Raw genomic sequence first — 25,926 nt, forward strand, 5'->3', positions numbered from 1 at the left:
TAAAAATGAAAGATAAAGGTACTGCTTTCTTTTCTCCTGACAAGTTACGCACCATCCAGAAAGACATCTTCAAATTGTGAAAAGCACCAATATTTTCAGGTCTTGTGCTTTAGGGCTGTTTTTCAAAAACTATCCCTTAAACAGGAAGCTTAGTGAGCCTAAGAACTGCACTAATTTAACCTACAGTTTTGTCAGGTACTTACTGTGGCCGCTGGTGCTTCCAGCGCTTATGAGACCAAAGGTAATCTGCAGGATTCTGCTCAATCCACACCTCTAGTTTTCGGGCAAAGGCCTCGGTAAGCGGAAAGTGGTCAATATTCTCACCGTCCACAGGCGGCGGAAGCAGTTCCTGAAACTCCACTTCATAATAGCCACGGCCTACGTGCCGCATACCGGCAAAGAAAGTAGGATAGCCAAAAGAGGTTCTCATTTTCTCTGCCCCTACATAAAAGGGAGTATCCTGGTGAAGAAAGTTAGTCCAGAACTGGATAAGCTTGAAGGGCGGTACTTGGTCAGACAGCAACGTGAGAATACGGGTTTGTCCACGGTGGCGCAGCATGTGCCGCAGCGTTTCTTTCATGGGTACCAACGTAATGCCAAACCGGCTACGGAGGTGGTACATGAAAGCTTCAAAAAACGGGCTAGCCAATGGCTTGTATACTCCGTCTATTGGGTACGGGAACATGGCATTCCCCGCCGCTGACATAAATTCCCAGTTACCTAAATGAGCTCCCAAAGCCATTACGGGCTTTCCCTGTTCTAGATAGCTGTCTATGGTTTCACGGTTTTTCAGGGTTACCCGCTTCGCCAATTCTTCCGGTGTAAGCGAAACCAACTTCAAGGTTTCCACAATAATATCTGCCAGATTCCGGAAGAATTGTTTTTCTATGGCCCGGCGTTCAGATATAGTTTTGCCTGGAAAGGCACGCTCTAAATTCTGGCGCACTACCTTTTTTCGGTACCCCACCACCCTATATACCACCAGGTACAGGAAATCTGAGAAAACGTAAAGTACCGGAAACGGAAGTAATGAAATACCTTTCAGCAACCACCATAACGGCAGTTGAATTGGCCGCAGGTTAGGCCTTGACATATGGTGATGAGGTGGCTTTTTGATGTCTTTTGAAAATATAGGCCAAAAACGCTGTTATGCCTCAGGCCCCTGTGAAGATCTAGCCCCTAATTTACTCATTTCCCTCTTTTCAACCATGCATGCGGAGTAATTACCTTTTTTAAGCAAGCCACTACTCATAGGTTATCAAAAGATTTGAAAGAAGATAAGTTTTAACAGATACCCTAATTGTCGCCCCTTTTCCCTCAGTAGAAATATAATCAACACCGCTCTACCCTTACAAAAAAACGCCCGGCCTCTTTATAGAAGCCGGGCGTTTTTATATTCATTCCCAGAAAACAGGCCGGAAACAGAAATATTAGTAACGGTAGTATTCTGGTTTGAATGGGCCTTCCACCTCTACGCCAATGTAGGCAGCCTGCTCTGGAGAAAGCTCTTCCAATTCCACCCCAATTTTAGACAAGTGCAGACGTGCTACTTTCTCATCCAGGTGCTTAGGCAGAGTGTATACTTTGTTCTCGTAAGCCTCAGCATTCGTCCAAAGTTCAATCTGAGCCAAGGTCTGGTTAGAGAATGAGTTAGACATCACGAAAGACGGGTGGCCAGTGGCGCAACCTAAGTTCACCAATCTACCTTCGGCCAGAACGATGATGTCTTTGCCATCAATGGTGTACAGGTCAACCTGTGGCTTAACAGTATCTTTCGTGTGGCCGTAGTTTTCGTTCAGCCAAGCCATGTCAATCTCATTGTCGAAGTGACCGATGTTGCAGACAATAGCTTTGTCTTTCATGGCTTTGAAGTGCTCAGCCCGGATTATGTTAAAGTTACCAGTAGCGGTTACCACAATATCAGCCTCCGGAATAGCGTTCTCCATTCTCTTAACGGCAAAGCCGTCCATAGCAGCTTGCAGGGCGCAGATTGGGTCAATCTCCGTTACAATAACACGGGCACCGGCACCACGCAATGAAGCGGCAGAACCTTTTCCTACGTCACCATAGCCCGCCACAACAGCTACTTTACCAGCCATCATCACATCAGTGGCACGGCGGATAGCATCTACCAATGACTCTTTACAGCCGTATTTGTTGTCGAATTTAGATTTGGTTACCGAGTCGTTCACGTTGATAGCCGGCATTAACAAGGTGCCATTTTTCATACGCTCGTACAGACGGTGCACACCCGTGGTAGTCTCTTCAGACAGACCTTTGATGCCAGCGGCTAACTCAGGGTATTTATCAAACACCATGTTGGTCAGGTCACCACCGTCGTCCAGAATCATGTTCAATGGCTTGCGGTCTTCTCCGAAAAACAAAGTCTGCTCAATGCACCAGTCAAACTCCTCGGCGGTCATACCTTTCCAGGCATATACCGGAATACCGGCGGCGGCAATGGCAGCTGCGGCGTGGTCTTGGGTAGAGAAGATGTTGCAGGAAGACCAGGTTACCTCGGCACCAAGCGCTACCAATGTTTCAATCAAAACGGCAGTCTGGATAGTCATGTGCAAGCAACCGGCAATACGGGCTCCCGCCAAAGGCTGGCTGGCACCGTACTCTTCCCGAATGGCCATCAAGCCCGGCATTTCGGCCTCAGCCAATTTAATCTCTTTTCTTCCCCAATCGGCAAGGGAAATATCTTTTACTTTGTACTTCAAATACGTTTCTACCATTGTAGTTCAGCTTTTTATAGTAACCGCAAAGGTACGGAATAAGTTTATCATCATCAACGGACTAGCTGATGTACGTTATAGGCTTATTTTCTGAAAAACAGCCCCAAAACGAGGCTTATTTTTGGTTGTTGGTTAGCAAAGTCGGTTTTACATTTACTTTGGAAAAAGGAGGCTAGATGCAGTAATTCCTAATTCCTAATTCCTAATTCCTAATTCCTAATTCCTAATTAAAATAAATGCTCAGCCCAGCGGAACGCGATTTCATTGCCCAGCACCTTTCTTCCGACACCGCCCAGCTGGTACTGCAAGGCAAAAAGTGGCCTGAGCTGGATGTTCCTAAACTGGCGCAGCAAATACGGGCGAGGCAAAAAGCTAAAGGAAAACTTCCCCTGTGGGCGTCAAACCTAAACCTTGTTTTTCCGGCTAACCTGTCTGTGGAGCAAAGTTCCTCTGACATCACCGCCGCTTATAAAGCTAAGATAGTGCAGGGCCAGATACTGGCAGACTTGACTGGTGGTTTTGGGGTCGACTCTTTCTATTTTGCCCAAAGGTTTGACAAAGTGTTTTACGTGGAACATCAGGCTGAACTGGCGCAAACTGTCGCCTATAACTATGAGCAGCTAGAAGTAAAGAATATTGAGGTACACTCAACTAAGGCAGAAGATTTTCTGCAGGGCTTGACTGATCCCGTAGATGTCATTTACCTGGACCCCGCCCGCCGTGGGCAGAGCCAAGAGCGTGTGCACCTGCTGCAAGATTGCGAACCAGATGTATTGAACTTGCTGCCGCTGTTGCTTCAGAAAAGTAAGAAGGTGCTGCTTAAAACCGCTCCTATGCTAGATGTAGATTTAGCTTTGCAAGACCTTAGTCAGGTAGGGCAGGTGTGGGTAGTGGCGGTACAGAACGAAGTAAAAGAAGTGCTGTACCTGCTATCTTCTGAGGCTACAGACGCACCCACCATCACAGCCGTGAATCTGAGGCCAGATCAGCTGCCGCAGGAAATCAGCTTTACCAAAGCTCAGGAAGAAAAAGCCAATGCCACCTTTTCTGACCCGCAGCGCTTCCTGTACGAACCTAACACTGCCCTTCTGAAAGCGGGCGCTTATAAGTGGTTAAGCCAGGAATATGGGCTGCACAAGCTGCACCGCAACAGCCATCTGTATACCTCCACTGAGTTGTGCGAGGTATTTCCGGGCCGAATTTTCGAAATCACGGCAAAACCGAAAACCAGCGCCAAAGAATTACAGAAGCTCCTGCCACTCAAAAAAGCGAATATTACCGCCCGTAATTATCCATTATCGGTTGCGCAATTGCGCGATAAACTGAAGCTGAAGGAAGGCGGCTCTGACTATCTTTTTGCCACTACTGATATGCACAACAAGCCAATACTTCTGCTTTGCCAGAAAGTGTGATAGGTGGAATACCTGTTTTAGGCTTATTTTCAGGAAAACAGCCCCAAGACAACAAACTTTTGCTATCTCCTTTTAATCCATCCCCTTCCTCCAGATTACCATAAACCCCTCCGTTTCAGGCTCGTACTAAATAAAGAAAAGCGGCCAACACGGCCTATGTTGCACCTTAAATGTAGAGAGACGATGGAAAATCAGAATAAAAACCAGGAGCAGTACGGGTTCAGCAGTAACCCAGAGAAATCATTTGAAGCTGGCAAAAAAGGAGGAACGCCCGCTACTGAAGTAACAAACCAAGCCTCCGGCGGAACAGGTGGTAGCAGAAACAACGATAAAAGCTCCGGCTTAGGTGACACCTTCTCCAGAGCAGAACCTAACAAACCAGAACACGGACATAGCGAGTTAGATCGACCAATTTCTGATAAAGAACGCGGCGGCCGCAATGCTTAATGCCTATACCCTTCACAACAAGAGAGCCTGCCCAACTTTGGGCAGGCTCTCTTGTTGTGAAGGGTATTACTACTTTTCTAAATTAGTATTTCGGATTGGCCTTACTCACCCATTTGTTGTCCCTCAGACTAAAGCGCCGAGGTAAAAGGGCATCTGCACCGGCATAGGCAACTCCCACCCTAGGGCCAGCAACAATGCTTTCTTCCGGAATCTGTAGTTGGTGGTCTTCTAACCAAATATGAGGTCCGGCAAGAGGTAGCCCTGTGTGTGCAGTGTTAATACCCAATGCCTGGGTTAAGAGCCCAGGACCTGCGGTTAGCCGTGGTTCAACTTTGGTGAGGCTGCGCCTGAGCTTCATTTCTTCAACGCCCTCGGCAGGTTCAAGGGCTCTAATCAAAACCGCATCGGCGGCTCCTTCTACATTGGTCACTACATTGAATAGCGAGTAAATTCCGTAAATCAGATATACGTACGCTACACCCGGTGGGCCAAACATGACTTCGGTGCGCTTGGTACGGCGGCCCTGGCTTGAGTGGCTGGCCGCATCGTTGTGGCCAGAATATGCCTCCGTTTCCACAATCATGCCCCCTGCCACCACTCCGCTTATGTTACTAAAAAGGTATTTTCCCAGAAGCTCCAGCGCAATAGTCTCAACATGGGGCCTTGCATAAAACTCCTGAGGAATGGGCTGAAAGTGCGGGGGCTGATGATGTTGAAGCATTCCCGTTACTTCCGGATATATACCTCTGTGGGGCCATCGGCTGCCACGTTACTTAAGATAAGGGTATTATCCCCGCAAAACCAGAACTGGTAAGCCAACGGTGAAAGGCCTTCGTCTTGCAGAACATACTTTTGCCTTTCTCTCTGTTTCTGCCCGTTCAAAGTTTGCTCAAACTCGTTATTGTCGTAAAAGATCAATCCTCGGGGCGTACCGATCTGCTCACCAGTCAAAAACTCATCGGGCTGGTCAGCCATCATACGGTTCGGCTTTACACCCGCCAACTCCCACTCGCCTTTCAGCTGTTTCTGGGCACTGACAGAATCAATGGGAGTAAAATCACAGGGGGCAGCTACAACCGTATTATTCATGACACTGTCGTTGCCTTGGTTGTTTTCAGACGGAGTTTGGCAGGCGGAAAACGCCAGAACCAGCATTAAGCTTGAAAGTAATTTTGTTTTCATAGTTGGTAGAGTAGTAAGGTAATACATTTTAGGGCTGGTTTTGTTAAACCAGCCCCAAAACAGCTAACTACTTTTCAAAAAAGCAGGTAAATTAGATAGAGTGATGACGCTGCTATTTCTTACGTGCCAGCGGTTTTTGAATATTGAAGTACACTTGGGTATAGTTAAGCTTATTTGGCGATTTTACTGGTATCAGGTGGTACTTATTCTCTACCAGTTGGGGAGCCGACGCCTGGCGCAAGCCCACCATAGTCAAGAACATGTATTCATCACGGGGGGCAACCAACACCACGGCACTCTCCGGCGATTGACCAGTACCACTCGCTTTTATGGCTCCGGCAATGCCTTCTACTTTTGCCAGCCATTTGTCACTTTCCGCTTTGTTGCGCATCTCACCATAAGCCATCACCATCAGGTACATCACATCCAGGTTGAAGGGATCAGTCTGCAGAATTTTTTTCCCGGTGGTGATAATTTCAGGAAACCGCTCATAGAGCAGCATCTGGTTTAGGGCGTCAGCTTTATCATTGCCTTTGTAAGGATTATAGCCCGGCTGAAAAACCCAGCCATAATAGAGGTGCTTGTAGTCTTCTGAAGTAAGGCTGACATCATTTGCATGATACCGCTTAAGCAGGCTAGGATAATAATAGGCAGACTTAGAGGAGGCCACTGCCGTTTTAATAGCATCAAAGTTGATCTGTGATATTGTCTGGGCCTGCCCGTGAATCAGAAAAGCCAAGCAAAAGGTACTTAAAAGCAGAAATCGTTTCATTTAAAATCAAGAGAAAAGTAAGACGGCAAGCCTAATACAAATACAATGCTAAAACTCTTTCGGCTCCGAAAAAGTTACGCACCTTCTGCCCATCCCTTTACCTTCCTACTTTCTGATTCTTGCCTGTTTTCGAGAAAACAGCCCTAAAACAGCCTCGTTTTTCTTCTTCCTTCAAGGTTCTAAAAAAGAAAATAGATTACTGTTTCCAACGGGTTAAATTAATGCAGTCTGAAAAATTTAAACCGTCCGCTTCCACGGTTCACAGCTATTTGACTTTACAGGCTACACCAATCTGTTGACTTCCCGTCTTACTGGTAGCTGTTCTTTATTTTCTGGTTGTATTTCCGGAACAGTTCGTTTGCTATATCTACTGAATTTCCTATTGGCTTGTCTGGATAGGTTTCATTGCTGTTCACCCAATCCCATTCCCATGTCTTAATTTTTTCATCAAAAGCTCTCTGATTGATTTCCTGCCCCTTTTCCATCTGGGCGACAACATCAGTAAAGTACTGCTGCCAACGCGGTTTATAAAATCCATTTAGCAACCCCGCCCACTGCCGGTTAGCATAATCCATAAGGTTGCTGTTCTTATCACCCCAAAGGGTAATGAGGTTGCGGGCGTTTCTCTCATAAAGCCTTTTCTCTGCCTCAGTGGTACCCCAACTTTTAGCCGAGTTAAGCCATCTGCCCAATAACAAGTCTTCTTGGGTAGCCAACAATTTATCCATGTCTTCAATCAAGGTAATAAAATCAGTACTGTGCTGCCTGAATGCGGCTATATCTTTCTTTTTATACGCCTGCACAAACTGCTCCTGCACTTGAGTGGCATTATTACCTAAAACCTGCCGGGTTACATCTACCAGGTCATATTGAAAACCTTCGCTGTTTTTCAATTCTTCTGAGGCGGCTATCATTTTCTCCCATGCGGGTATTAAGGCTATGGGTTCATAGGCAAACCGAGTAATAACACGCTTGGTGTTCCTGTTAAAGGTTGGTCTTCCGGTAATAATAGACTCAGGCCCGCCGGAAGTAATACTGTCTGCATAGACGGTTCGCCTCAATATTTGCCAAGCTTGGTTAGCATGCTCATTTTCTTTTCCGTAGCGGCGTCTGGTGTAGCCACGGAGCCAGGTATCAAGATCAATGGAAGTAGTTCGCCAGGCATTCTCCATCATGAGGTCGTAGATCACCGAATTACTTTCTATACCTTCAGGGGTTAAGCCAATTCCTACCAAGTTACCTTTATCTGGATCTTGTAGGGTTTTAGAAGGCCAAGTGGCAATTCTGTCCATGAGGCCATACATACTAACGTTACCGCCAAAGTTGTGTAGCATGTTCCAGATCCAAGGCTTGACGTAGTACGATTTGGTGTTTTCCCACATTGGGCTGCGCTCGCTGTACAAATCCAGAATGACCATGTTCTCATGCGGAACCGCATTTAAAAGAGCTTGCACTTGGATAGGTTTCCAGAATTCAGGGGAGAAGTGGAACAGCCAGCCTTGCATAACCCATACCGCCTTGGGGTCTGCCGCCGCCATAGACTGGTACACTTTCTTACTGATGTTGCTTAGAAAAGTAGAATCGTTGGAGGGTGGGCGGTTTTCGTTGAAAGTGTCAGCCGAATAAAAATGATCAGTGCCAAATGTTTTGGTTTGCTCTTCAATGAATTTTCTGCCAATCTCCACAAACATCGGGTCGTCGGGGTCCAGCAGATATACAGGAGCCGCCATTTCGTCCCATTTTGTTTTTTTAAGTTTTTCCTCCGGAAACTTGTCTTTCAGCGCCGGCGGCACGTGCCAGGTGAAGGCGGGCAGGATGGGCGTCATGCCCAGCCCCCGCTCCCGCTCCAGGATCTGCTTCTGCAGGGCCTCGTGGCTCTCCATCCAGGACACGGGCAGCGGCCCTCCCCACGCGTCGAGGTTGCCCATCCAGAACCAGCTGAAGTAGGCCGGGCCGCTGAAGAAGCTCTCCAGGTCCTTGTCGGTGAGGCCCATGCCCTTGTACACCCGGCGGTGGATGGCGTTCTGCCCCGTCAGGGCCAGCGGCATGTTGATGCCGTTCATTGCCATCCAGTCTATCTCCCACTGCCAGCGCTCCCAGTCCCACCAGCTCATGGTGTAGTTGAAGGTGCAGTAGTTGAGGTAGTAGCGGTACTTGTAGGGGCTTACGTTCCTCACCTTCTGTGCCACCACCGGCATAGGGCTAGAAATATTGATGTTGCTGCCGTTCCAGGTGACGCTGCTGTGGGTGTAGTGCTTGAGGTAGTGGTTCAGGGCGCTGGCCACCGACACGCCGTTGTTCCCGCGCAGCACGACCTTGCCGCCCCTGCTCTCCACCTCGTACACGTCCTTGCCGTCTTCCTGCGGAATAAACTCTACCACGAAGGAAGACGCGTGCTGCGGCACAACCCGCTTGAGCAGGTCATACACGGGTTTTTTAGAAATTTTCTCCTGCAGCTCCAGGGCTTTATGGTCAACATGACTGGTGCTTTTCTGCACTGCGCAAGAGGAAACCAGCAAGGAGAAAAGCAACAGAAATAAAATTAAATGAAGTTTCATGATTGAATAAATGAATCAGAGCAAAAAATTCTTGCTACTCTATAAGGATTTAATTTTCGTATTTAACAATTTAATTTTCGTATTTAACATTAGAAGAACAGCTGCTTACAACCTGTCTGCTTAGCAATATCAACCAGAGACTCTATGCAATGCCTGCCCAGAATTTTCAGTTTACTTTCTCCCTCAGGGGCTGCACAATATAAGCTAAGCGTGCTCGTACCCACTAATATATTGATTTCTATTGTAAACACAGAGAACATATCTTTTTATCGAAGCTTTACTTACTACCAATCACGCGTATTCCTATATTACCTGTAAGGTAATAGGTCAGAGTATGTTCTCTCCAAGCAGCTTTTGAGTGTCATAAATCAGGAGAGCATTCAAAACTTTGTAGCAAGATTTTTACAAAAAACACTTGCAACTCTAAACAAAAGGTACAACCTGTTTCAGCAATGTTTTCCGGAAATCAGGCTAAAAACGCATAGGCAAACCTTTTTTACCTGTCCCTATAGCACTCCTGCCAAACTTAGCGTACCTTTGCGCCGCTAATGGTGACTGCCCCGGCCTTCTGCCGGTAACGTCTTAATAGGGAATCAGGTGAGAAACCTGAGCTGTTCCCGCAACTGTTATCTTCACAATATTCTGCCCACCACATGCCACTGTCTGCTTTGCCAGATGGGAAGGCCGGGCCGGAGAAGAGAGCCAGGAGACCTGCCATTGCACCACTTAACCTGGAGGCTTTCGGGAAAAAAGCAGCAAGGATGGTAGCCCCACCGTGGGTTGGCGTTTTCGTTTATTTCTTCCTTTGTAGTCTCCTCTGCTCTTTAAGCTGAGGAAATGGTACACCGTCTGGTTTGTTTTGTAATAGCTTTTGTTGCCGCTGAGTTAGCAGGCGCTCCGGGTATTTGTGCCCAGTCGTTACTGTCAGACAGTGTGCAACTGACGGAGGTGACCATTGCCGCCCGAAGATATGAGCACTTTTCCGCAGGTACCCGCACCCTACAAGTTGATTCACTACTGCTGCAACGGCAGCCTGGCCTTACCCTGGCCGATGTATTACAGCAGCGCACGCCTCTGTACCTGCGCAGCTACGGCAACGGCATGACCGCCACCGTAGCATTCAGAGGAACCGCCTCCAGCCATACCGCCGTGCTCTGGAACGGGTTCAACATTGCCTTGCCTACTTTGGGTATGTCAGACTTTGCGCTTCTCCCGCCACAGTTCTCTACCCAAGTAAGTTTGCAGCACGGCCCCAGTGGCGCCCTGCACGGCAGCGGAGCCGTGGGTGGAGCCGTTATTTTAGAAAACCCTGCTTCCTTTACTTATCGGCAACAAGTGCGGGTACAGCAGGAGGTTGGTAGCTTTGGCCATCACCGTACTGCCGCCAGCGGGAGCTACTCTAACAGGAGAATTTCCCTCTCCTCTTCGTTCAGCCGAACCAGTTCAGAAAATGATTTCCGGTTCCAGAACACAGCTGCCTTTGGCAAACCCTGGGAGCGGCAACAAAACGCCGCTTTCCGCCAGACAAGCTTTGCGCAGGACATTCATTATAAATTAAGCCCTGACCAGCAGGTGTCGGTGCGGGCTTGGTATGTGAACACGCACCGCCAGATTCAGCCTGCCATGGGCAGTGCCAACTCCAACGCCCGACAAGAAGACGAGAACCTACGCCTGATGGCTGAATGGGCTGGACGCGTGGCCGGTGGGCGCACCAGCGTTCGGGCAGCTTATTTCACCGACCGCCTCGACTATCAAGACAACAGCATACTTTCGCTGTCAAAAGTCAATACGCTGCAAAGTCAAGTAGAACACGAGCGGAATCTGCTGCCTCACCTGCTTCTGCAAGTAGGAACGGAGGGCCAGTTGTTCAGAGCCGATGTAGGCGGATATGGAGGCGAAGTAGAGGAGTACCGCTTCTCTGGCTACGCATGGCTGCGCTATGACCCCACCACTAAACTTCAACTAAGCCTAAATCTGCGGCAGGCGCTGGTGAACGGTTATAACCCGCCTATAACCCCAACGTTAGGCGCCAACTACTTGCTGTTGGAGGAGTCAAAAAGCAGCCTTACCGCAAAAGCAAACATCTCGCGCAGCTATAGAGTGCCTACCTTGAACGACCGTTTCTGGAGCCCCGGCGGAAACCCGAACCTACAACCTGAAAACGGCTGGGGCTATGAAGCAAGTTTACTACACCAGTACAAAAACAAGAAAGTAACAGGCACTACAGAAGCAACAGTATATGCGCTGCAGGTACACGACTGGATTCAATGGCAGCCTGCCTCCGGAGGTTACTCTGAGCCGGTTAATCTTAGCAAGGTAAAGGGCCATGGAGCTGAAATTGACAGTAAATGGCAATGGCAACCAGCTACCCAATGGACTCTACTTGGCGGTTTGGCTTACGCCTACACCATTTCAGAACAGAAACTGCCCAACGCTTGGGGCGAGCTACAAGAGCGGCAGCTGTTTTATGTACCAAAGCATAAGCTTGCCAGCTGGGTCGACTTCAGGTTCCGAGACTGGTTCTTGACCGCTGACGCCACCTTCACCGACCTCCGCTTTACCGATAACGACAACAACAATTGGCTACCAGCCTATACCTTGGTTAACACTGGGCTCGGGAAAACGTTTGACCTTCGCCGCGTTCAGGTGCAAGTTATGGCGCAAGTGCAGAATGCAACGAACACAGTCTATCAGACCATGGCCTACCGTGCCATGCCACCCCGCAATTTCCGGCTTTCATTGGCGGTGCTGTGGAACAGATTCAAATCTCAATAACAACCATAATACATTTTACATTTTTTTATTCAGTCTATGAAAACCACCCGTTTTAACCGCTATTTGCTGTACACCTTAGCCAGTGGCTCCCTTCTGTTCACCTCATGTAGTTCAGATGATGACAGTGGCCCTAAAGGAGCATATGAGCATGGCGTTTTTATTACCAACGAAGGTAGCTTTGGCACCCCTAATGGTGAAGTGAGCTACTATGACCCGAACACCAAAACGCTTGTACCTGAGCTATTCAAAGAAGTAAATGATCGCCCCTTAGGCGACGTGGTGCAGTCTATGACTATTGCCAATGACAAAGCTTACCTGGTAGCCAACAACAGCAACAAAGTGGAAGTAGTAAATGCCTACACTTTCGAAGAACTGGGTGTGATTGAAGACCTGCTTCTGCCCCGCTACATGGTAGCGTTGAACAGCCAAAAGGGCTATATTACCGAATGGGTAGATTATGGCGTTAACGGAAGAGTAGCCGTTGTGGACCTTAACTCAAACACGGTTCTTAAAACTATCGAGGTAGGTCAATTGCCAGAGCAACTGGTGCTGGTGAACAATAAATTGTACGTGGCAAACAGCAGCGGCAACACATTATCAGTTATTAACACAGCCACTGACCAGGTAGAAAGTACCATTGATGTTGGAGATAACCCTAACCAACTGGTGGTAGATGCCAGCAACAATATTTGGGTGCTGCGCGGTGGCTACGGCACTAGCGGCGCATTAATCAAAATCAATCCCGCCAACCAAAACCAAACTGTTTTTGCTTTACCAGGTTCTACTCAAGCGCCAGGCTTATTGGCTATTAATGGTGCCAGAAACCAAGTATATTATAGCTTTAACAAATCAGTGTACAGAGTTTCTACCACCGCAACCACTTTACCCACTGCACCTCTCTTCAACCGCACCGAATTATATGGTTTAGGAGTATCACCGCAGGAAGATTTAATTTATGCGGGAGTAGGCCCTTATGCCTCTAACGGCAGAGTAGTACGTTTCAAAACATCAGGTGAACGTATTGATTCCTTCCAGGTACGGATACTGCCAAACGGCTTCACGTTCAGATAAGCTGTTTTTGCCCTAGTTTTATAAGAACAGCCCTAAAACAGAAGAGGCCGCCCCTGTGGGCGGCCTCTTCTGTTTTAGGGCTGTTCTACTTTAATTCGTTGTTTTTTGGGGAACATTGGCGGCTCCACCTACGCCTGAACCCGCTCCTTCGCGGGCTTTTTTCTCCTGCCGGTCATAGATGTTTTCATAGGTAGAGTCATCAGACGGGTCGGCAGGCTGTTGCTGCATTTTGTCGTCGTTTCCGGTGGCGTTATGGTCAGTAGGGTCTTTGCTCTTGAACTCGCCCTCTTCTACATTCACGGCGCCTGCTTCTTCGCCTTTGCTGCAAGAGGAGGCACCCACTGCTAAGGCACCGCCCACCATCAGCGCGAAAGAAAGACGTTTAAAAGAAATAAATAGCTTTTCCATAGTTCTAGTTCGGTATTGGTTACTGGCGCAACAGGCTAGCCTGCTGCGCATAGCCTTAGTACGCGGGTAAAGGGCTAATAGTTAAGTCAACAGCCGCAGTTCTCCTTTTCAAATATTACGGTAGCACTATACGCAGAAGATTGCCCCTTCCCTAACCCACTGTTACCAGACACGTAAAGAGTAGTACTCTGGCCTAGAGTTTGTTTAAATTTTGGTTTTGCAGGCGAAAATTGGGAGCGGAAGGTTCTGGCGAAGCGTTTTTGGAGCAGCATAGCAACGCTATGGTGCGAGAAAAAGGCGAAGGCAGGTTCTTTCGATGCCAGTTTGCAGCGCAAAATACAAGTTTAAATAAGATCTGAACCGGACCAAATACCAGTACATGTTTTACATACTAAGATAAGGAGACCAAACTATGACAAAGGGAAAAGGCGACAATAGCCCAAAACAACATAGAGCCGAGCAAGACAGAAGCTGGCAAGATATACAAGACCAAAACGACCACCTGAACAACAGCAACAGGCACAACAACAATCCTCCGTACGATGGGTCACCGGAAACCAAATCAAGCCCGAACACCTCAGGTAGCGGGCAGCAGAAGTCGCAAAACGACAACAGCATGAGCACTGGTGCTGGCGTGAGCGGAAGACCGAACAATATCCACAACCACAACCCAGAAAAAGGCACTAACGCGCCTAATTTCACTGAGGGACCAGTACCCGGCGGCGCTGACAATACCCGCGGTGAAAATGTACCAAGATCCGAAGGTCACGGCGGCGGTGCCAAAAGAGCCATGCCGAACGATGGCCCTGACAGCCCACAAGGTTCAAACGCCAACTTAACCACCGCCACCCGTGGTGCTGACGGTTCTGACAAAGAAACCCGTAACAACCAATTCAACGCCAGCACCCAGAAAGCCCACAAAGGCGATGCTAGCTTGGCAGATGAACTGAAAGAAGCGAAAAAGAAGCAATAGGTTCTTTTTTGTAGTTATCCAGAAGACGAGCATTTTGGGCTTGTTTTCTTAAAAAGGCCCGAGAAACAGACTCGGGCCTTTTGCTTTTTATTCTTTCTTTAGAGCCTGTTAAATTTTGGCTTTCATGCTGCAAACGGCCATAGCAAGAACCTGCCTTCGCACTTTTATCGCCTTCGAAGCGCTGCTATGAGACTCAAAAACTGTTTTGGCAGAACCCTACTCTTGCCATTTTCGCTTATGAAACCAAAACTTAAACAGGCTCTTAGGCAAGAAAGTAGCTTTACCGTATCTTCGCACCTCCAGAAATGTTACGCTTATGCAGGAACAACAAAATGTGATCACCCCAGAGGTAGTGGCCCAAGGCCTTACCTATGACGGCTACCAGGCATTGGTGCGCGAGGCAGTAGCCCAAGGCAAAACCACTGGTCTGGAACAGTCTGATTTTCTGGCTCAGGTCACCAAAGATAATTTAGAGATAATGCAGCGCACCTACCAAACGCCGCTGCAGCAAGACCTGGTAGATTTGGTGCAAACAGTGACGCGCCCGCAGCTATGGCTGGTGCTAACTGAGGGCTGGTGTGGTGATGCCGCAGTGCATGTACCCGTTTTGGCCGCCATTGCCGAGCAATCTCCGAACATTGAGCTGCGTACCATACTGCGTTCAGAACAGCCTGCCGTTATGGAGGCGTACCTGACCAACGGGGGCAAGAGCATTCCTAAACTCATTGCGTTGAACGCTGAAACGCTGCAGCCACTGGGCTCTTGGGGGCCCAGGCCGCAGGTGCTGCAAGAGTATGTGCTAGAGCTGAAGCAGCAGAATTTACCCCTGCCTGAGTTCATCAAAAAAGCCTTGGGACACTCAGAAGAAAACAACGGACAGGCACTGCAAGAAGAGTTTCTGCACTTATTACCTCACTGGATTAGAGGCTGCATGGCGTAACATGGCAAAAACAGTAAAACGCCACCCCTTCCAGCGCGATTGGCGCCGCGACTTGATTATAGCTGGTTTGGTTAGCCTGGTGCTCGCCATGACGCTGCTGCTCTACACCTTCGGCCTGACCAGTGATTTTCTGCTACGGCTGCTCAATGCTTTCCTGATAATCTTTATCATGATTTCCGGCACCGTTTTTCTGATTATTCCGTCGGTGAATTGGGCGTTCGGGCGGTTCTCTAAACAGAAGGCACCAGCCAAGCCAGCGCCTAAAAGAAATTTGCCTAAGAAACGCCCTTAAACTAATTCTGACAGGGCCACGTTTAAACAATGTAGCTACACGTTTTTTGCCGTCTACTTGCAAGCCTCCAATATTCTGTATTCATTTGCCAGAGGTCTTATCAAGCCAGTATTTTCCAGAATTTAGATTCGCCTCTTATGGAACAACACCTGCACATTAAAAATATGGTTTGCCCCCGCTGCATTGCCACGGTTACTGAGGTCTTATCGCAACAGGGGCTAGAGGTAAAAGAGGTAAAGCTGGGCGAGGCACATGTACAAGGACAATCCATAGACGCCGAGCAGCTAAACAACGCCTTACAGGCACATGGTTTTGAGTTGCTGAAAGACAAAGACGAGCAACTAACCGACCAGATAAAGACTGCCCTTCTGGAGTACCAGCACCACCTGGAGGAAGAATACCAACCCATCACCACCTCGGTGTATCTTTCTGAGAAGTTACATGGCTCTTACCAGCACCTGAGCAAAGTGTTCTCGCAGCACACCGGCACCACCATAGAGAAATACCTGATTCGGCTGAAGATTGAGCGCGTGAAGGAACTGCTCTCTTATGGTGAACTTACCCTCAGCGAAATTGCGCACAAGCTCCAGTACAGCAGCGTACAACACCTTTCAAACCAGTTCAAGAAAGTGACCGGCGTTTCGGTAACCGACTTCAAAAAAGACCCACACGTAGAACGTCAGCCGCTGGACAACCTCACTTAGCCGCGAATTTTATACATCTGAACACATAATTTTATAACAACAGCAGAAGGAGCAGCCCGTAAAAACAATGGTATCTTACCCCTGTTGGTTCTTTTCTTTGCTACAAGCAAAGTAAATAGCGAGCAGCGAAGTAGGGTGTGAACACAAATTATGTTTCACTTTAAACCATTACTTATGCACAATTCACAAAATAACCGAGCTGTCATTGACGCCCTTATTAATTGTTACTTATCCTGCGAACATTGCGCCTCTGCCTGTTTAGAGGAAGACAATGTAAAAATGATGGCCGCCTGCATTAAGCTTGACCGCGACTGCGCCGATATCTGTAAACTTACCGCCACCTTTTTAGCCAGAGGCTCTGAGCATGGAAAGCACCTGCTGCAAGAATGCATTGAACTTTGCCAAAAGTGCGGTGACGAATGTGCCAAACATGAGGCAGATCACTGCAAGCAGTGCGCCGAAGCCTGCTACCGTTGCGTAGAAGCTTGCCGCTCATTAGCAACTGCTTAATATTATATATTCTATAAAAGGGAAGGCAGCCGGTTCACACCGGCTGCCTTCCCTTTTATGTGCTGCTTCTGAAAAAAGAGGGCTAAAACAGACTTTACTTAAAGCTCTCTATGACTTACATTACAATTTCAGCAAACTTTATACAAATCTTACTTTAAGGTATAAATTGCTACCCGTCACAAAAGCTTTCTTTGCGAAAGTAACCCAAACTCAGTCTCAGTTTCGCGTACAAAAAGGAAGTTGTTCATTAAAGTTCTTTTATGGGACACGGTCATTCACATTCGCACGGACATGCACACGGAGCACACGCCCACGGAATTCCGGCGTCTGGCAATGTGAGCAAAGCCTTTCTGCTAGGCATTGTCCTGAACATTGTGTTTGTGGTGGTGGAAGCTGCCGCCGGGTGGTGGTACAACTCACTGGCTCTTCTTACCGATGCCGGCCATAACTTCACCGATGTCATCAGTCTGGTGCTGGCGTTTATGGCTCTCAAACTGTCGCAGCGCAAACCCACCTCCCGCTTTACCTATGGCTATGGAAAGACTACCACGCTGGTTTCTTTACTCAACGCCGTGTTGTTGTTACTCGCCGTGGGAGCCATTGGTTGGGAAGCCATTGAACGTTTAGGCACCGCTCCTAGCCTCAACGGTACCGCCATCTCCGTGGTAGCCATCATTGGCATTGTCATTAACGCAGGTACTGCCCTGCTCTTCTTCAAGGATAAAGAACATGACATTAACGTGAAAGGCGCGTACCTGCACATGGTCGCCGATGCGCTGGTGAGTTTAGGAGTAGTGATAGCGGGTGTGGTCATGTACTACACCAATTGGTACTGGATTGATGCCGTTATGAGCCTTATCATCATGGTAGTGATTGTCTGGAGCACTTGGGGCTTATTGGTAGAGTCACTTCGGCTAACCTTAGATGCCGTTCCGCAGGGCACGGATTTACCGGCCATCAGAAAGTTTCTGGAAGACGTGCCGGGCGTGGCTCAGGTACATGACCTGCACATCTGGGCCATGAGTACCACTGAAACCTCCCTTACCGCCCATCTGGTAGTGGAAGATTCTTATGAAGATGCCCAACTGGTGGAAATGAGGGAAGAACTGAGTCACCACTTTGGTATTCAGCACGTCACCCTGCAAGTAGAACGCGGTGCCGATGGCCATGCCTGTGAACAGGCCGGAGTGTACCATTAAGATGATTTCAGCACTAGGTTTCTTCCCTCATTTCCCAAAAACAGCCTTAAAACGCTATACCCAAATGCATGGGCCGCGTATAGAATAGTTCACCAAAACTTCAAGCCTATGCGTACCGAATATAAACCGGCCATTGATGCGTTGCTGGCCTGTATTGCAGCCTGCGACCACTGTGCCACCGCCTGTTTGCAAGAAGAAGAAGTGAAAAAAATGGCGCGCTGCATTCACTTGGATTTAGATTGCGCCGATTATTGCCGGCTAACGGCTTCGTTTCTGTCTAAAGGTTCAGAGCATGCTAGGCTGGTGCTGCGCCAGTGCGTGGAGATCTGCGAGGCCTGCGCCATAGAATGTGAGCGCCACGCGCACGACCACTGCCAGGCCTGCGCCGAAGCCTGCCGCAAGTGCATTGAAGCCTGCCAAGACTTATTTCCGAAATCAGATCCCGTGGCCGAGCTTCTTTCTGCCGCCAACAATTCTGATATAGCTTAACCAGTTTAGCCTTATTTTCTGTAAAACAGGGCCAAAATAAGAACTAGCTCCCCCACCTGCTCAGCCTGATGGGGGAGCTAGTTTTTTGTGCCCTCCCTGAAAATCATACACGTCTTCTACAAAATTCTGTAACGGCTCCGTCTGACCGCCCTCTACTTTTGCGTATCCTATTTAGTTATAGCAAACACCGGAAAACAGAGCCCAGCATTGGAAACAGATAAACAGAATTTGTATGATGTGGTAGTGATTGGCGCTGGTCAGGCTGGCTTAGCCATGGGGTATTACCTGCACCTGCAGCGGAAAAATTTTCTCATGCTGGATGGTGCCAGCCAAGTGGGGCAATCATGGCGGGACCGGTATGATTCTTTACGGCTGTTCACCCCAGCCGAGTACTGCAACTTACCTGGTTGGCCGCTCCTAATGCCTAAAGGTCACTATCCTACCAAAGACCAAATTGCTGATTACCTGCAACAGTACGCCCAGCAGTTTCAGTTGCCAATACAGCTAGAGCAACGGGTAACTTCTTTTTACAAAGCCGAGGGTGCCTTTTATATAGCAACCTCCACCCACACTTTTCGAGCCAAACAAGTAGTAATAGCCGCGGGGCCTTTTCAGAAACCATACATTCCCAACTTTGTCACCACACCTGCTGACCATGTGGTGCAGCTGCATAGTGCATACTACCGTAATCCGGGGCAGCTTCCGGCGGGTAAAGTACTAGTGGTAGGGGCCGGTAATTCTGGGGCTCAGATAGCTGTGGAACTGGCTAAAACACATGAAGTGCACCTTTCGGTCAGGAAGAAGCCGCGCTTCTCCAGCTTAAGAATGCTGGGCAAAAGCGTGTTCTGGTGGGCCACTAAAACTGGCGCCATCTACGCCTCCCCCACTTCCCGCACCGGACGAAAAGTAATGAAGAAAACCGACATCGTTTACGGGAAAGAACTGCAGCAACTCCTCAAGAAAGGGCAAGTGCCGCTGCGGCCAGAAATCAGCGGGTTTGCGGGCGCCACAGTGCAGTTTTAAGGCGGCAGCCAAACGCAGTTCAGCAGTATTGTTTGGGCCACCGGCTTCACGCCAGATTACAGTTGGCTGCAAATTCCTGGTGCCCTATCTGCAGACGGAAATCCAGTACACCAGAACGGCATCAGTCCGGTAAATGGCTTGTTTTACTTAGGCCTCTCATGGCAAAGGAGCCGCAGTTCAGCCTTGTTGTTAGGCGCCGGAAGAGATGCTCAATATATAGCGCAGCGCCTTGAATAAAATTATGTAAAAGCGATATATAAAGCTGTAACGCCCTCGGCTCTTGCCCTACGTACCTTTGTAATAGAAATTGAAATCAAACTCCAACACCAATCATATGGCAACCTTAACAAAAGATAAACCAGCCATAAAAAACACTTTTCCGGTAGAGGGCATGACCTGTGCAGGCTGCGCTGTGAGTGTAGAAAGTATGCTGCAGTCACAGACCGGCGTACAAAGCGCCGCCGTGAATTTCGCTAACAAAACCGTGCTGGTAGAATACGCCCCAGGCACTGATCTATATAAACTGCAGCAGGCCCTGCAAAGCGTGGGCTATGACATTCTGCTTAAAAAAGAAGAAGCCACCCAAGAGGCGCAGGAAGCCAGAGAACAAGAAGCCTATGCACAAATAAAGACGAAAACTCTTTGGGCATGGCTGCTTTCTTTGCCCGTCTCAATCATAGGCATGTTTTTCCACGATTGGCAAAGGGGACAGTGGGCTATGCTGGTACTTACTTTGGCTGTAGTCTTCTGGTTTGGCCGAAACTTCTATGTAAACGCCTTTAAGCAAGCCCGCCACGGCAAAGCCAACATGGACACGCTCGTGGCATTGAGCACTGGCATAGCTTTTCTGTTCAGCGCCTTCAACACAATCTATCCTGAATTTTTTCTGAGCAGAGGCTTAGAGCCGCATGTGTATTATGAAGCTTCAGCCTTGATAATCGCTTTTATTTTATTGGGTAAACTTCTGGAAGAAAGGGCAAAATCCCGCACCAGTGGCGCCATAAAAAAGTTGATGGGCTTGCAGCCAAAATCTGTGAAAGCGCTTCGGAACGGGCAGGAAATGGAACTGCCTATTGAAGAAGTGCTGGTAGATGACATCCTGCTTATTAGGCCCGGGGAAAAAATTCCGGTAGACGGACGCGTGGTCACGGGCTCTTCTTTCTTGGATGAGAGCATGATCAGCGGCGAGCCGATTCCGGTGGAGAAAAAGGCAGGAGATCAGGTTTTTACCGGTACCATTAACCAGAAAGGGAGCTTGCAGATTGCAGCGGAGAAAGTAGGTTCTGAAACGCTGCTGGCCCAGATTATCAAAATGGTGCAAGAAGCGCAGGGCTCTAAAGCCCCCGTGCAGAAACTCACTGATAAAGTGGCCGGAATCTTCGTGCCGGTGGTGATAGTGATTTCTTTGGTCAGTTTCGCGACCTGGTACTTTGTGGGAGGTGAAAACAACTTCTCTCATGCCTTGATGGCTATGATTACGGTGCTGATTATTGCCTGCCCTTGTGCCCTGGGCCTGGCTACGCCTACCGCTATTATGGTGGGTGTGGGACGCGGAGCCGAGAACTGTATACTGATAAAAGACGCGGAAAGCTTAGAGACGGCGCATAAACTCACCGCTGTGGTGCTGGACAAAACCGGCACCATTACCAAAGGCAAACCTGAGGTAACCGAGCTGCAATGGAACCTGCCGCCAGAAGAGAAAGGATCTGTAGAAGCTGTTTTGCTGGCCATGGAAAACCAAAGTGAGCACCCACTGGCCGAAGCCGTGTCCATGCACCTGACCAAATTGGGCGTGAAGGCCGCTCAACTGGAGCAGTTTGAAAGTATTACCGGCCGCGGTGTGCAGGCGCAGTACAAAGGCCACTCCTTTTGGTTGGGTAACGAGAAGCTGATGCAGGAGAACAACCTCCGTTTTTCGGCTGATTTCGAAAAAACAGGGCAAAAACTGAAAGCTCAAGCCAAAACCGTAGTATATGCAGGAACGCAGGGGCAGGTGGTGGCGCTCATTGCCATAGCCGATGCCATCAAAGAATCATCAGCGCAAGCCATCAAAGACCTACAGCAGTTAGGCCTGAACGTGTATATGCTCACCGGCGACAATGCCCAAACCGCCGCTGCCGTTGCGCAGCAAGTAGGCCTGCAGCACTACAAGGCTGAGGTAATGCCTCAAGACAAAGCTGATTTCATTCAGGAGCTGCAGCGCCAGGGGCAAGTAGTAGGTATGGTGGGCGACGGAATCAATGACTCTCAGGCTCTGGCTCTGGCTGATGTAGGAATTGCCATGGGCCGAGGCACCGACATTGCCATGGACGTAGCCAAAATCACGCTCATGCATTCAGACTTGAAAGCCATTGCCAAGGCAATAAAACTGAGTAAAGCCACCGTGCGCACCATTCACCAGAACCTGTTCTGGGCCTTTATTTACAACGTGATTGGCATACCCGTAGCCGCCGGACTGCTCTACCCTATTTGGGGCTTTTTGTTAGACCCAATGTTTGCCGGTGCCGCCATGGCTTTAAGTTCCGTTTCAGTAGTCACCAACAGTTTACGGCTACGTTCGTTAAAATTGTAAGAATTGTTGGTTGATGATTGTTTATTGATGATTGTTTATTGTTTCTTTTCTGAAAGATGAAACAAAAACGGCCAAGAAAATCTAATTCCTAATTCCTAATTCCTAATTCCTAATTCCTAATTATAATGAGCACACTTAAATTTAAAACTAATATCAAATGCGGCGGCTGCATCAGCGCGGTTACCCCGACCCTAGACAATACTTCTGGCATTGAAAAATGGGGTGTAGACACTGCTAATCCAGATAAAATACTGACAGTAGAGGGTGATATCTCTGAAGAAAAGGTAGTAGAGGCCGTGAACAAAGCGGGCTATAACGCTACTCCGGTGAAAGAGTAATATGTCATCAACTGTAAATTTAAAAAAGGCTATCTGTACTTCGGGTAGCCTTTTTTGTTCCCTATCTTGTGCTTTCAAGCTACTTTTAGAAAAACAGTCCAGAAAAGCATTTGGTAAATACTATCCTTTACCTTCGGGCTAAATCAATAAAACAACCGCAGACCGCGTTCTCTTTAAAAATCACCCTACGGCATGGCGAAGTATTTACTGTTCGGCTTTATTTTCTTTATCGCTTTTACTTGCCACAGTCAAACCACAGATACTGCTTCAAACACTCTACCCACTTACCGCTACTTACTTCTGTCTAAAGCCGGTACAGTTAAGCGGTACAGAATTCAGATTGGCGAAACGATTACCTACCAATTAAAAGGTTCTAAAAGATGGCAGTCTGACCTTATTACTGACATAAGGGGAACATCTTTCTTTATACAGCACCTGGAAATTCCGCTGGCTAGGGTAGAAAGAGTTCAGCTCCAAAACCACACGGGTGGGCGTAAACTAGCTGCCTGGACTAAAGGGTTACTACAGGGAGCCGGAGGATTGTTTGTCTTAATTGGAGGGATTAATTTTTTCTATTATTCTGAAGACCGGAGCGACGGCCTCCAAACCATGGGAGCTGCCGCCGCCACTTATGCCCTGGGCAGCGGCATTGGCAGGTTCAGGAAAGGCAACTACAAAATAGGTGACACCTGGATGTTGAAAGTCATGGAGATGTATTAAGTTTTCTGCTTTTGGCCTACTTCCTGAAAAACAAGCCTAAACAGGAGTTATCATTTTATCTTTCAGCTATTATCCTTTCTGGTTCCCACTCGCCCAAGGCATCAGCTTCCAGAGCTCCATCAGCACCACCGCACCCAAGGCAAACCCAGCGGCAATTTTCCACTCCTCAAATCCGAAATCAGCGGGAATGGAGAAAATATCCCTGATGCCCGGCAACACCGTGAGGCCATAAAGTCCGAAGCAGAGCAGCACCGCCCCCAGCACGTATTTGTTTTGAAAGAAGCCAGCGCCAAAAGAGGTTTGCGTGTTAGAGCGGGCTGGGAAGGTTTGCAGAGTCCGGGCCAGAATCAAGGTAGTGAAAGCCATGGCCACGCTCATCTCCGGCGACTGCTGTAGCCCCAGCCATTGCGAGTATATCACGGCTGCGCCAATTATCAGTCCCCGCATCATCACGCTCCGTAAAGTGCCGCCGGCAAAAATTCCTTCGTTGATGTCTCGTGGTTTGCGGCGCATCACGTTGGGTTCAGCTTTTTCCATACCTAGGGCAATAGCGGGCAAAGAGTCGTTGAGCAGGTTGATAAACAGCAGCTGGATGGGCGTGAACGGATTAACCCAATTAAAGGCTAGCGCAAAAAGAATGGCGATGATGGCTCCTAGATTTCCGGCAAAAAGGTAGGCAATGGCTTTCTTGATGTTGTCAAAAACCGTGCGACCCACAGACACTGCACTCACAATGGAGACGAAGTTGTCGTCGGTGAGAATCATGGCGGAGGCGTCTTTGGCTACGTCGGTGCCGCTGCCCATGGCCACGCCAATGTCTGCTTGCTTTAGGGCGGGGGCATCATTCACGCCGTCGCCGGTCATGGCCGTGATTTTGCCTTTCTTCTGCCAAGCCCGCACAATCCTAATTTTATTTTCTGGCGAGACGCGGGCGTACACGGCAATATCCTCCAGCTGTCGGTCCAGCTCCTCATCTGACATAGCGTCCAATTCCTGACCAGTTACGGCAATGTCGTTTTCATCCATCAAACCTATTTCACGGCCAATTGCTTGTGCGGTGGTTTTGTGGTCGCCGGTAATCATGACGGTTCTGATGCCCGCTTTCTTTGAATCTTCAATAGACGCGTACACGGCCTCGCGCGGAGGGTCAATCATTGCCATCAGTCCCACCAGCACCAAATCGTTTTCATCTTCAAAAGTGACAGTAGACTTTGAGATAGGTTTATAGGCAAAAGCCAGCACCCTAAGGGCTCGGTCAGAAAAGCCTTCGTTCTGCTCATGCAGCTGCTCCTGCAACTCAGGCGTCAGGGGCTGTTCCTTGCCGTCTATGAAAATCCGGTTGCAGCGCGAGAACACTACGTCTGGCCCACCCTTGGTGAGCAGCAACTTCTGACCGTCAATGGTATGCACGGTAGACATGAGCTTCCGCTCCGAGTCAAAGGGCAGCTCGGCTTCACGTCTGAATTCCTGTTTTAGCTGGCCGTAAGGTTGGTTCTTTTGGTTGCTGAACGCGATGAGGGCAATTTCTGTGGGGTCACCCACTTCGGTACCGTCTTCATTTATTTGGGCATCGGTACAGAGCACGGCTATTTGCATGAGGCGGCGCTCCTCTTCTGACCACTGCGAGGGGTCATCGGGCAGTTCTTCAGCGGTTTTATTTGGCACGAAGTAATCTACCACGGTCATTTTGTTTTGGGTGAGCGTACCGGTTTTGTCGGTGCAGATGACGCTGGTAGAGCCCAACGTCTCTACTGCCGGAAGTTTACGGATGATGGCATTGCGCCGCGCCATTTTATTCGTACCCACGGCCAACACAATGGTGACAATAGAAGAAAGAGCCTCCGGAATAGCGGCCACGGCCACGGCCACGGCAAACATAAATGCTTTGAGCAAGGCGCTGGTCATGTCTGTCGTGTCTTCGCCAAACCAAACACGTCCCGCTTCTACGCCAAAAATGAGAATACACAGCGCCAGAATAACCCAGCCCAGCTTTTTGCTGAAGTCGGCGAGTTTTCGTTGGAGGGGAGTTTGTTTGGCCTCGGCAGAGGCGAGCAAGCCGGCAATTTTACCTATCTCGGTTTTTTCGGCAGTAGCGGTTACAATAAATGAACCTCTGCCATATACCACTAGCGCTCCGCTGTACACCATGTTTTTTCGATCGCCCAAGGGAGCATCTTCCGCAATTGTGTCAATGTGTTTCTCCACGGCTTCCGATTCGCCGGTCAGCATGCCTTCATCTACTCGCAGAGAACCCCTTTCTATCAGTCTACCGTCAGCCGAAACATAATCTCCCGCCTCCAGCACCACCACATCGCCTTTCACCAATTCTCGGGCAGCAATGGAATGCGTCACGCCGTCTCGCAGCACTTTGGCCGTGGGCGCCGACATCTGCCGAAGCGCATCCAAAGCACCCTCTGCTTTTTTGGTCTGCACCACACTTACAATGGCATTGAGCACCAGCACGGCAAAGATGATGACGGCTTCTATCACCTCGCCCAAGACCAACTGCACCGCCGCCGCCAGCAGCAGCACAATGACCATGGGGTCTTTGAACGTCTCCAGAATGAGCTTCCAGACCGAGTCTTTCTCCGCCTCTTTCAGTTCATTGTAGCCTTCAGCTTCTAGCCGCTGTTTCGCCTCTGCTTCTGAGAGACCTTTCGGAGAGGTGCTGAATTCCTGAAAAATTTCTTCTATCGGCCGCTGGTAAAATTCCATGTACTTCTGTTTGGCTTATGGTCTGTTAATTAGCGCCTCCCTCTTCTTCCCTTCCGCTGATGCTACAAAATGATAGTGTTTCTTCTTA

General features: G+C 48.8%; 23 protein-coding genes and 1 riboswitch. Of the genes, 15 read left to right on the plus strand and 8 right to left on the minus strand.

Going from position 1 to position 25,926, the window contains the following annotated elements; translation table 11 throughout:
* Positions 1-199: 199 nt before the first annotated feature.
* On the minus strand, positions 200-1,093 hold the full coding sequence (locus tag A8O23_RS06020) for a lysophospholipid acyltransferase family protein (RefSeq protein ID WP_066618079.1): 894 nt from the start codon (positions 1,091-1,093) through the stop codon (positions 200-202).
* A 337-nt stretch (positions 1,094-1,430) separates the two neighbouring features.
* Complete coding sequence (gene ahcY / locus A8O23_RS06025) at positions 1,431-2,738, minus strand: adenosylhomocysteinase (protein WP_066618082.1); 1,308 nt, start codon at positions 2,736-2,738, stop codon at positions 1,431-1,433.
* Between the two features lie 236 nt (positions 2,739-2,974).
* On the opposite strand from ahcY, the gene A8O23_RS06030 reads away from it, so the two are divergent.
* Both A8O23_RS06030 and A8O23_RS06035 read left to right on the plus strand, forming a co-directional pair.
* A complete protein-coding gene (locus A8O23_RS06030; protein ID WP_066618084.1) occupies positions 2,975-4,150 on the plus strand; it encodes a THUMP-like domain-containing protein in 1,176 nt (391 codons plus the stop codon).
* A gap of 183 nt (positions 4,151-4,333) precedes the next feature.
* Positions 4,334-4,597 carry a hypothetical protein gene (locus tag A8O23_RS06035; RefSeq protein ID WP_066618091.1) on the plus strand — a complete coding sequence of 88 codons (264 nt, stop codon included), beginning with the start codon at positions 4,334-4,336 and terminating at the stop codon, positions 4,595-4,597.
* A gap of 82 nt (positions 4,598-4,679) precedes the next feature.
* Here A8O23_RS06035 and A8O23_RS06040 read toward each other — a convergent pair whose 3' ends face one another.
* The 4 genes from A8O23_RS06040 to A8O23_RS06055 all read right to left on the minus strand — a co-directional run bounded on the left by A8O23_RS06040 (position 4,680) and on the right by A8O23_RS06055 (position 9,109).
* Positions 4,680-5,318 carry a DNA-3-methyladenine glycosylase gene (locus tag A8O23_RS06040; protein WP_066618098.1) on the minus strand — a complete coding sequence of 213 codons (639 nt, stop codon included), beginning with the start codon at positions 5,316-5,318 and terminating at the stop codon, positions 4,680-4,682.
* 5 nt (positions 5,319-5,323) lie between these two features.
* Positions 5,324-5,779, minus strand: coding sequence for a hypothetical protein (locus A8O23_RS06045; RefSeq protein WP_153042088.1), 456 nt, complete (start codon positions 5,777-5,779; stop codon positions 5,324-5,326).
* 112 nt (positions 5,780-5,891) lie between these two features.
* Positions 5,892-6,518 carry a DUF4919 domain-containing protein gene (locus A8O23_RS06050; protein WP_161486699.1) on the minus strand — a complete coding sequence of 209 codons (627 nt, stop codon included), beginning with the start codon at positions 6,516-6,518 and terminating at the stop codon, positions 5,892-5,894.
* A 341-nt stretch (positions 6,519-6,859) separates the two neighbouring features.
* Complete coding sequence (locus tag A8O23_RS06055; protein WP_082882925.1) at positions 6,860-9,109, minus strand: alpha-N-acetylglucosaminidase; 2,250 nt, start codon at positions 9,107-9,109, stop codon at positions 6,860-6,862.
* Between the two features lie 532 nt (positions 9,110-9,641).
* Positions 9,642-9,842: riboswitch (cobalamin riboswitch) on the plus strand.
* Between the two features lie 104 nt (positions 9,843-9,946).
* On the opposite strand from A8O23_RS06055, the gene A8O23_RS06060 reads away from it, so the two are divergent.
* Positions 9,947-11,884: a TonB-dependent receptor plug domain-containing protein gene (locus A8O23_RS06060; RefSeq protein WP_066618119.1), complete on the plus strand. Its 1,938-nt coding sequence runs from the start codon at positions 9,947-9,949 to the stop codon at positions 11,882-11,884.
* A 36-nt stretch (positions 11,885-11,920) separates the two neighbouring features.
* The gene (locus A8O23_RS06065) at positions 11,921-12,955 is read left to right on the plus strand and encodes a YncE family protein (RefSeq protein ID WP_066618121.1); all 1,035 of its coding nucleotides are present in this window, start codon (positions 11,921-11,923) and stop codon (positions 12,953-12,955) included.
* A gap of 90 nt (positions 12,956-13,045) precedes the next feature.
* Here A8O23_RS06065 and A8O23_RS06070 read toward each other — a convergent pair whose 3' ends face one another.
* Positions 13,046-13,363, minus strand: coding sequence for a hypothetical protein (locus tag A8O23_RS06070; protein WP_066618123.1), 318 nt, complete (start codon positions 13,361-13,363; stop codon positions 13,046-13,048).
* A gap of 412 nt (positions 13,364-13,775) precedes the next feature.
* Here A8O23_RS06070 and A8O23_RS06075 point away from each other — a divergent pair, with 412 nt between their 5' ends.
* From A8O23_RS06075 to A8O23_RS06125, 11 genes are all read left to right on the plus strand, one after another.
* A complete protein-coding gene (locus tag A8O23_RS06075) occupies positions 13,776-14,336 on the plus strand; it encodes a hypothetical protein (protein WP_066618126.1) in 561 nt (186 codons plus the stop codon).
* A 316-nt stretch (positions 14,337-14,652) separates the two neighbouring features.
* Positions 14,653-15,276, plus strand: coding sequence for a thioredoxin family protein (locus tag A8O23_RS06080; RefSeq protein WP_066618128.1), 624 nt, complete (start codon positions 14,653-14,655; stop codon positions 15,274-15,276).
* 1 nt (position 15,277) lies between these two features.
* Positions 15,278-15,568 (plus strand): hypothetical protein, encoded by a 291-nt coding sequence (locus A8O23_RS06085; protein ID WP_066618130.1) that lies wholly within the window; start codon positions 15,278-15,280, stop codon positions 15,566-15,568.
* A 137-nt stretch (positions 15,569-15,705) separates the two neighbouring features.
* Positions 15,706-16,272, plus strand: a complete 567-nt coding sequence (locus A8O23_RS06090; protein WP_066618132.1) for an AraC family transcriptional regulator — start codon at positions 15,706-15,708, stop codon at positions 16,270-16,272.
* A gap of 174 nt (positions 16,273-16,446) precedes the next feature.
* Positions 16,447-16,782 carry a four-helix bundle copper-binding protein gene (locus A8O23_RS06095; RefSeq protein ID WP_066618134.1) on the plus strand — a complete coding sequence of 112 codons (336 nt, stop codon included), beginning with the start codon at positions 16,447-16,449 and terminating at the stop codon, positions 16,780-16,782.
* Between the two features lie 260 nt (positions 16,783-17,042).
* Positions 17,043-17,981: a cation diffusion facilitator family transporter gene (locus A8O23_RS06100; RefSeq protein ID WP_066618136.1), complete on the plus strand. Its 939-nt coding sequence runs from the start codon at positions 17,043-17,045 to the stop codon at positions 17,979-17,981.
* Positions 17,982-18,089: 108 nt separating this feature from the next.
* On the plus strand, positions 18,090-18,470 hold the full coding sequence (locus A8O23_RS06105; RefSeq protein ID WP_066618138.1) for a four-helix bundle copper-binding protein: 381 nt from the start codon (positions 18,090-18,092) through the stop codon (positions 18,468-18,470).
* A 207-nt stretch (positions 18,471-18,677) separates the two neighbouring features.
* On the plus strand, positions 18,678-19,493 hold the full coding sequence (locus A8O23_RS06110; protein WP_082882926.1) for a flavin-containing monooxygenase: 816 nt from the start codon (positions 18,678-18,680) through the stop codon (positions 19,491-19,493).
* Between the two features lie 334 nt (positions 19,494-19,827).
* Positions 19,828-22,065, plus strand: a complete 2,238-nt coding sequence (locus tag A8O23_RS06115) for a heavy metal translocating P-type ATPase (RefSeq protein ID WP_066618313.1) — start codon at positions 19,828-19,830, stop codon at positions 22,063-22,065.
* 125 nt (positions 22,066-22,190) lie between these two features.
* Positions 22,191-22,403, plus strand: a complete 213-nt coding sequence (locus A8O23_RS06120; RefSeq protein ID WP_066618141.1) for a heavy-metal-associated domain-containing protein — start codon at positions 22,191-22,193, stop codon at positions 22,401-22,403.
* Positions 22,404-22,595: 192 nt separating this feature from the next.
* Positions 22,596-23,123: a hypothetical protein gene (locus A8O23_RS06125; protein WP_066618142.1), complete on the plus strand. Its 528-nt coding sequence runs from the start codon at positions 22,596-22,598 to the stop codon at positions 23,121-23,123.
* Positions 23,124-23,192: 69 nt separating this feature from the next.
* Here the strand turns inward: A8O23_RS06125 and A8O23_RS06130 are convergent, their stop codons facing one another.
* On the minus strand, positions 23,193-25,838 hold the full coding sequence (locus A8O23_RS06130; protein WP_066618144.1) for a cation-translocating P-type ATPase: 2,646 nt from the start codon (positions 25,836-25,838) through the stop codon (positions 23,193-23,195).
* Positions 25,839-25,926 lie beyond the last annotated feature (88 nt).

This window comes from Rufibacter roseus (genome assembly GCF_001647285.1).
GTDB lineage: Bacteria > Bacteroidota > Bacteroidia > Cytophagales > Hymenobacteraceae > Nibribacter > Nibribacter roseus.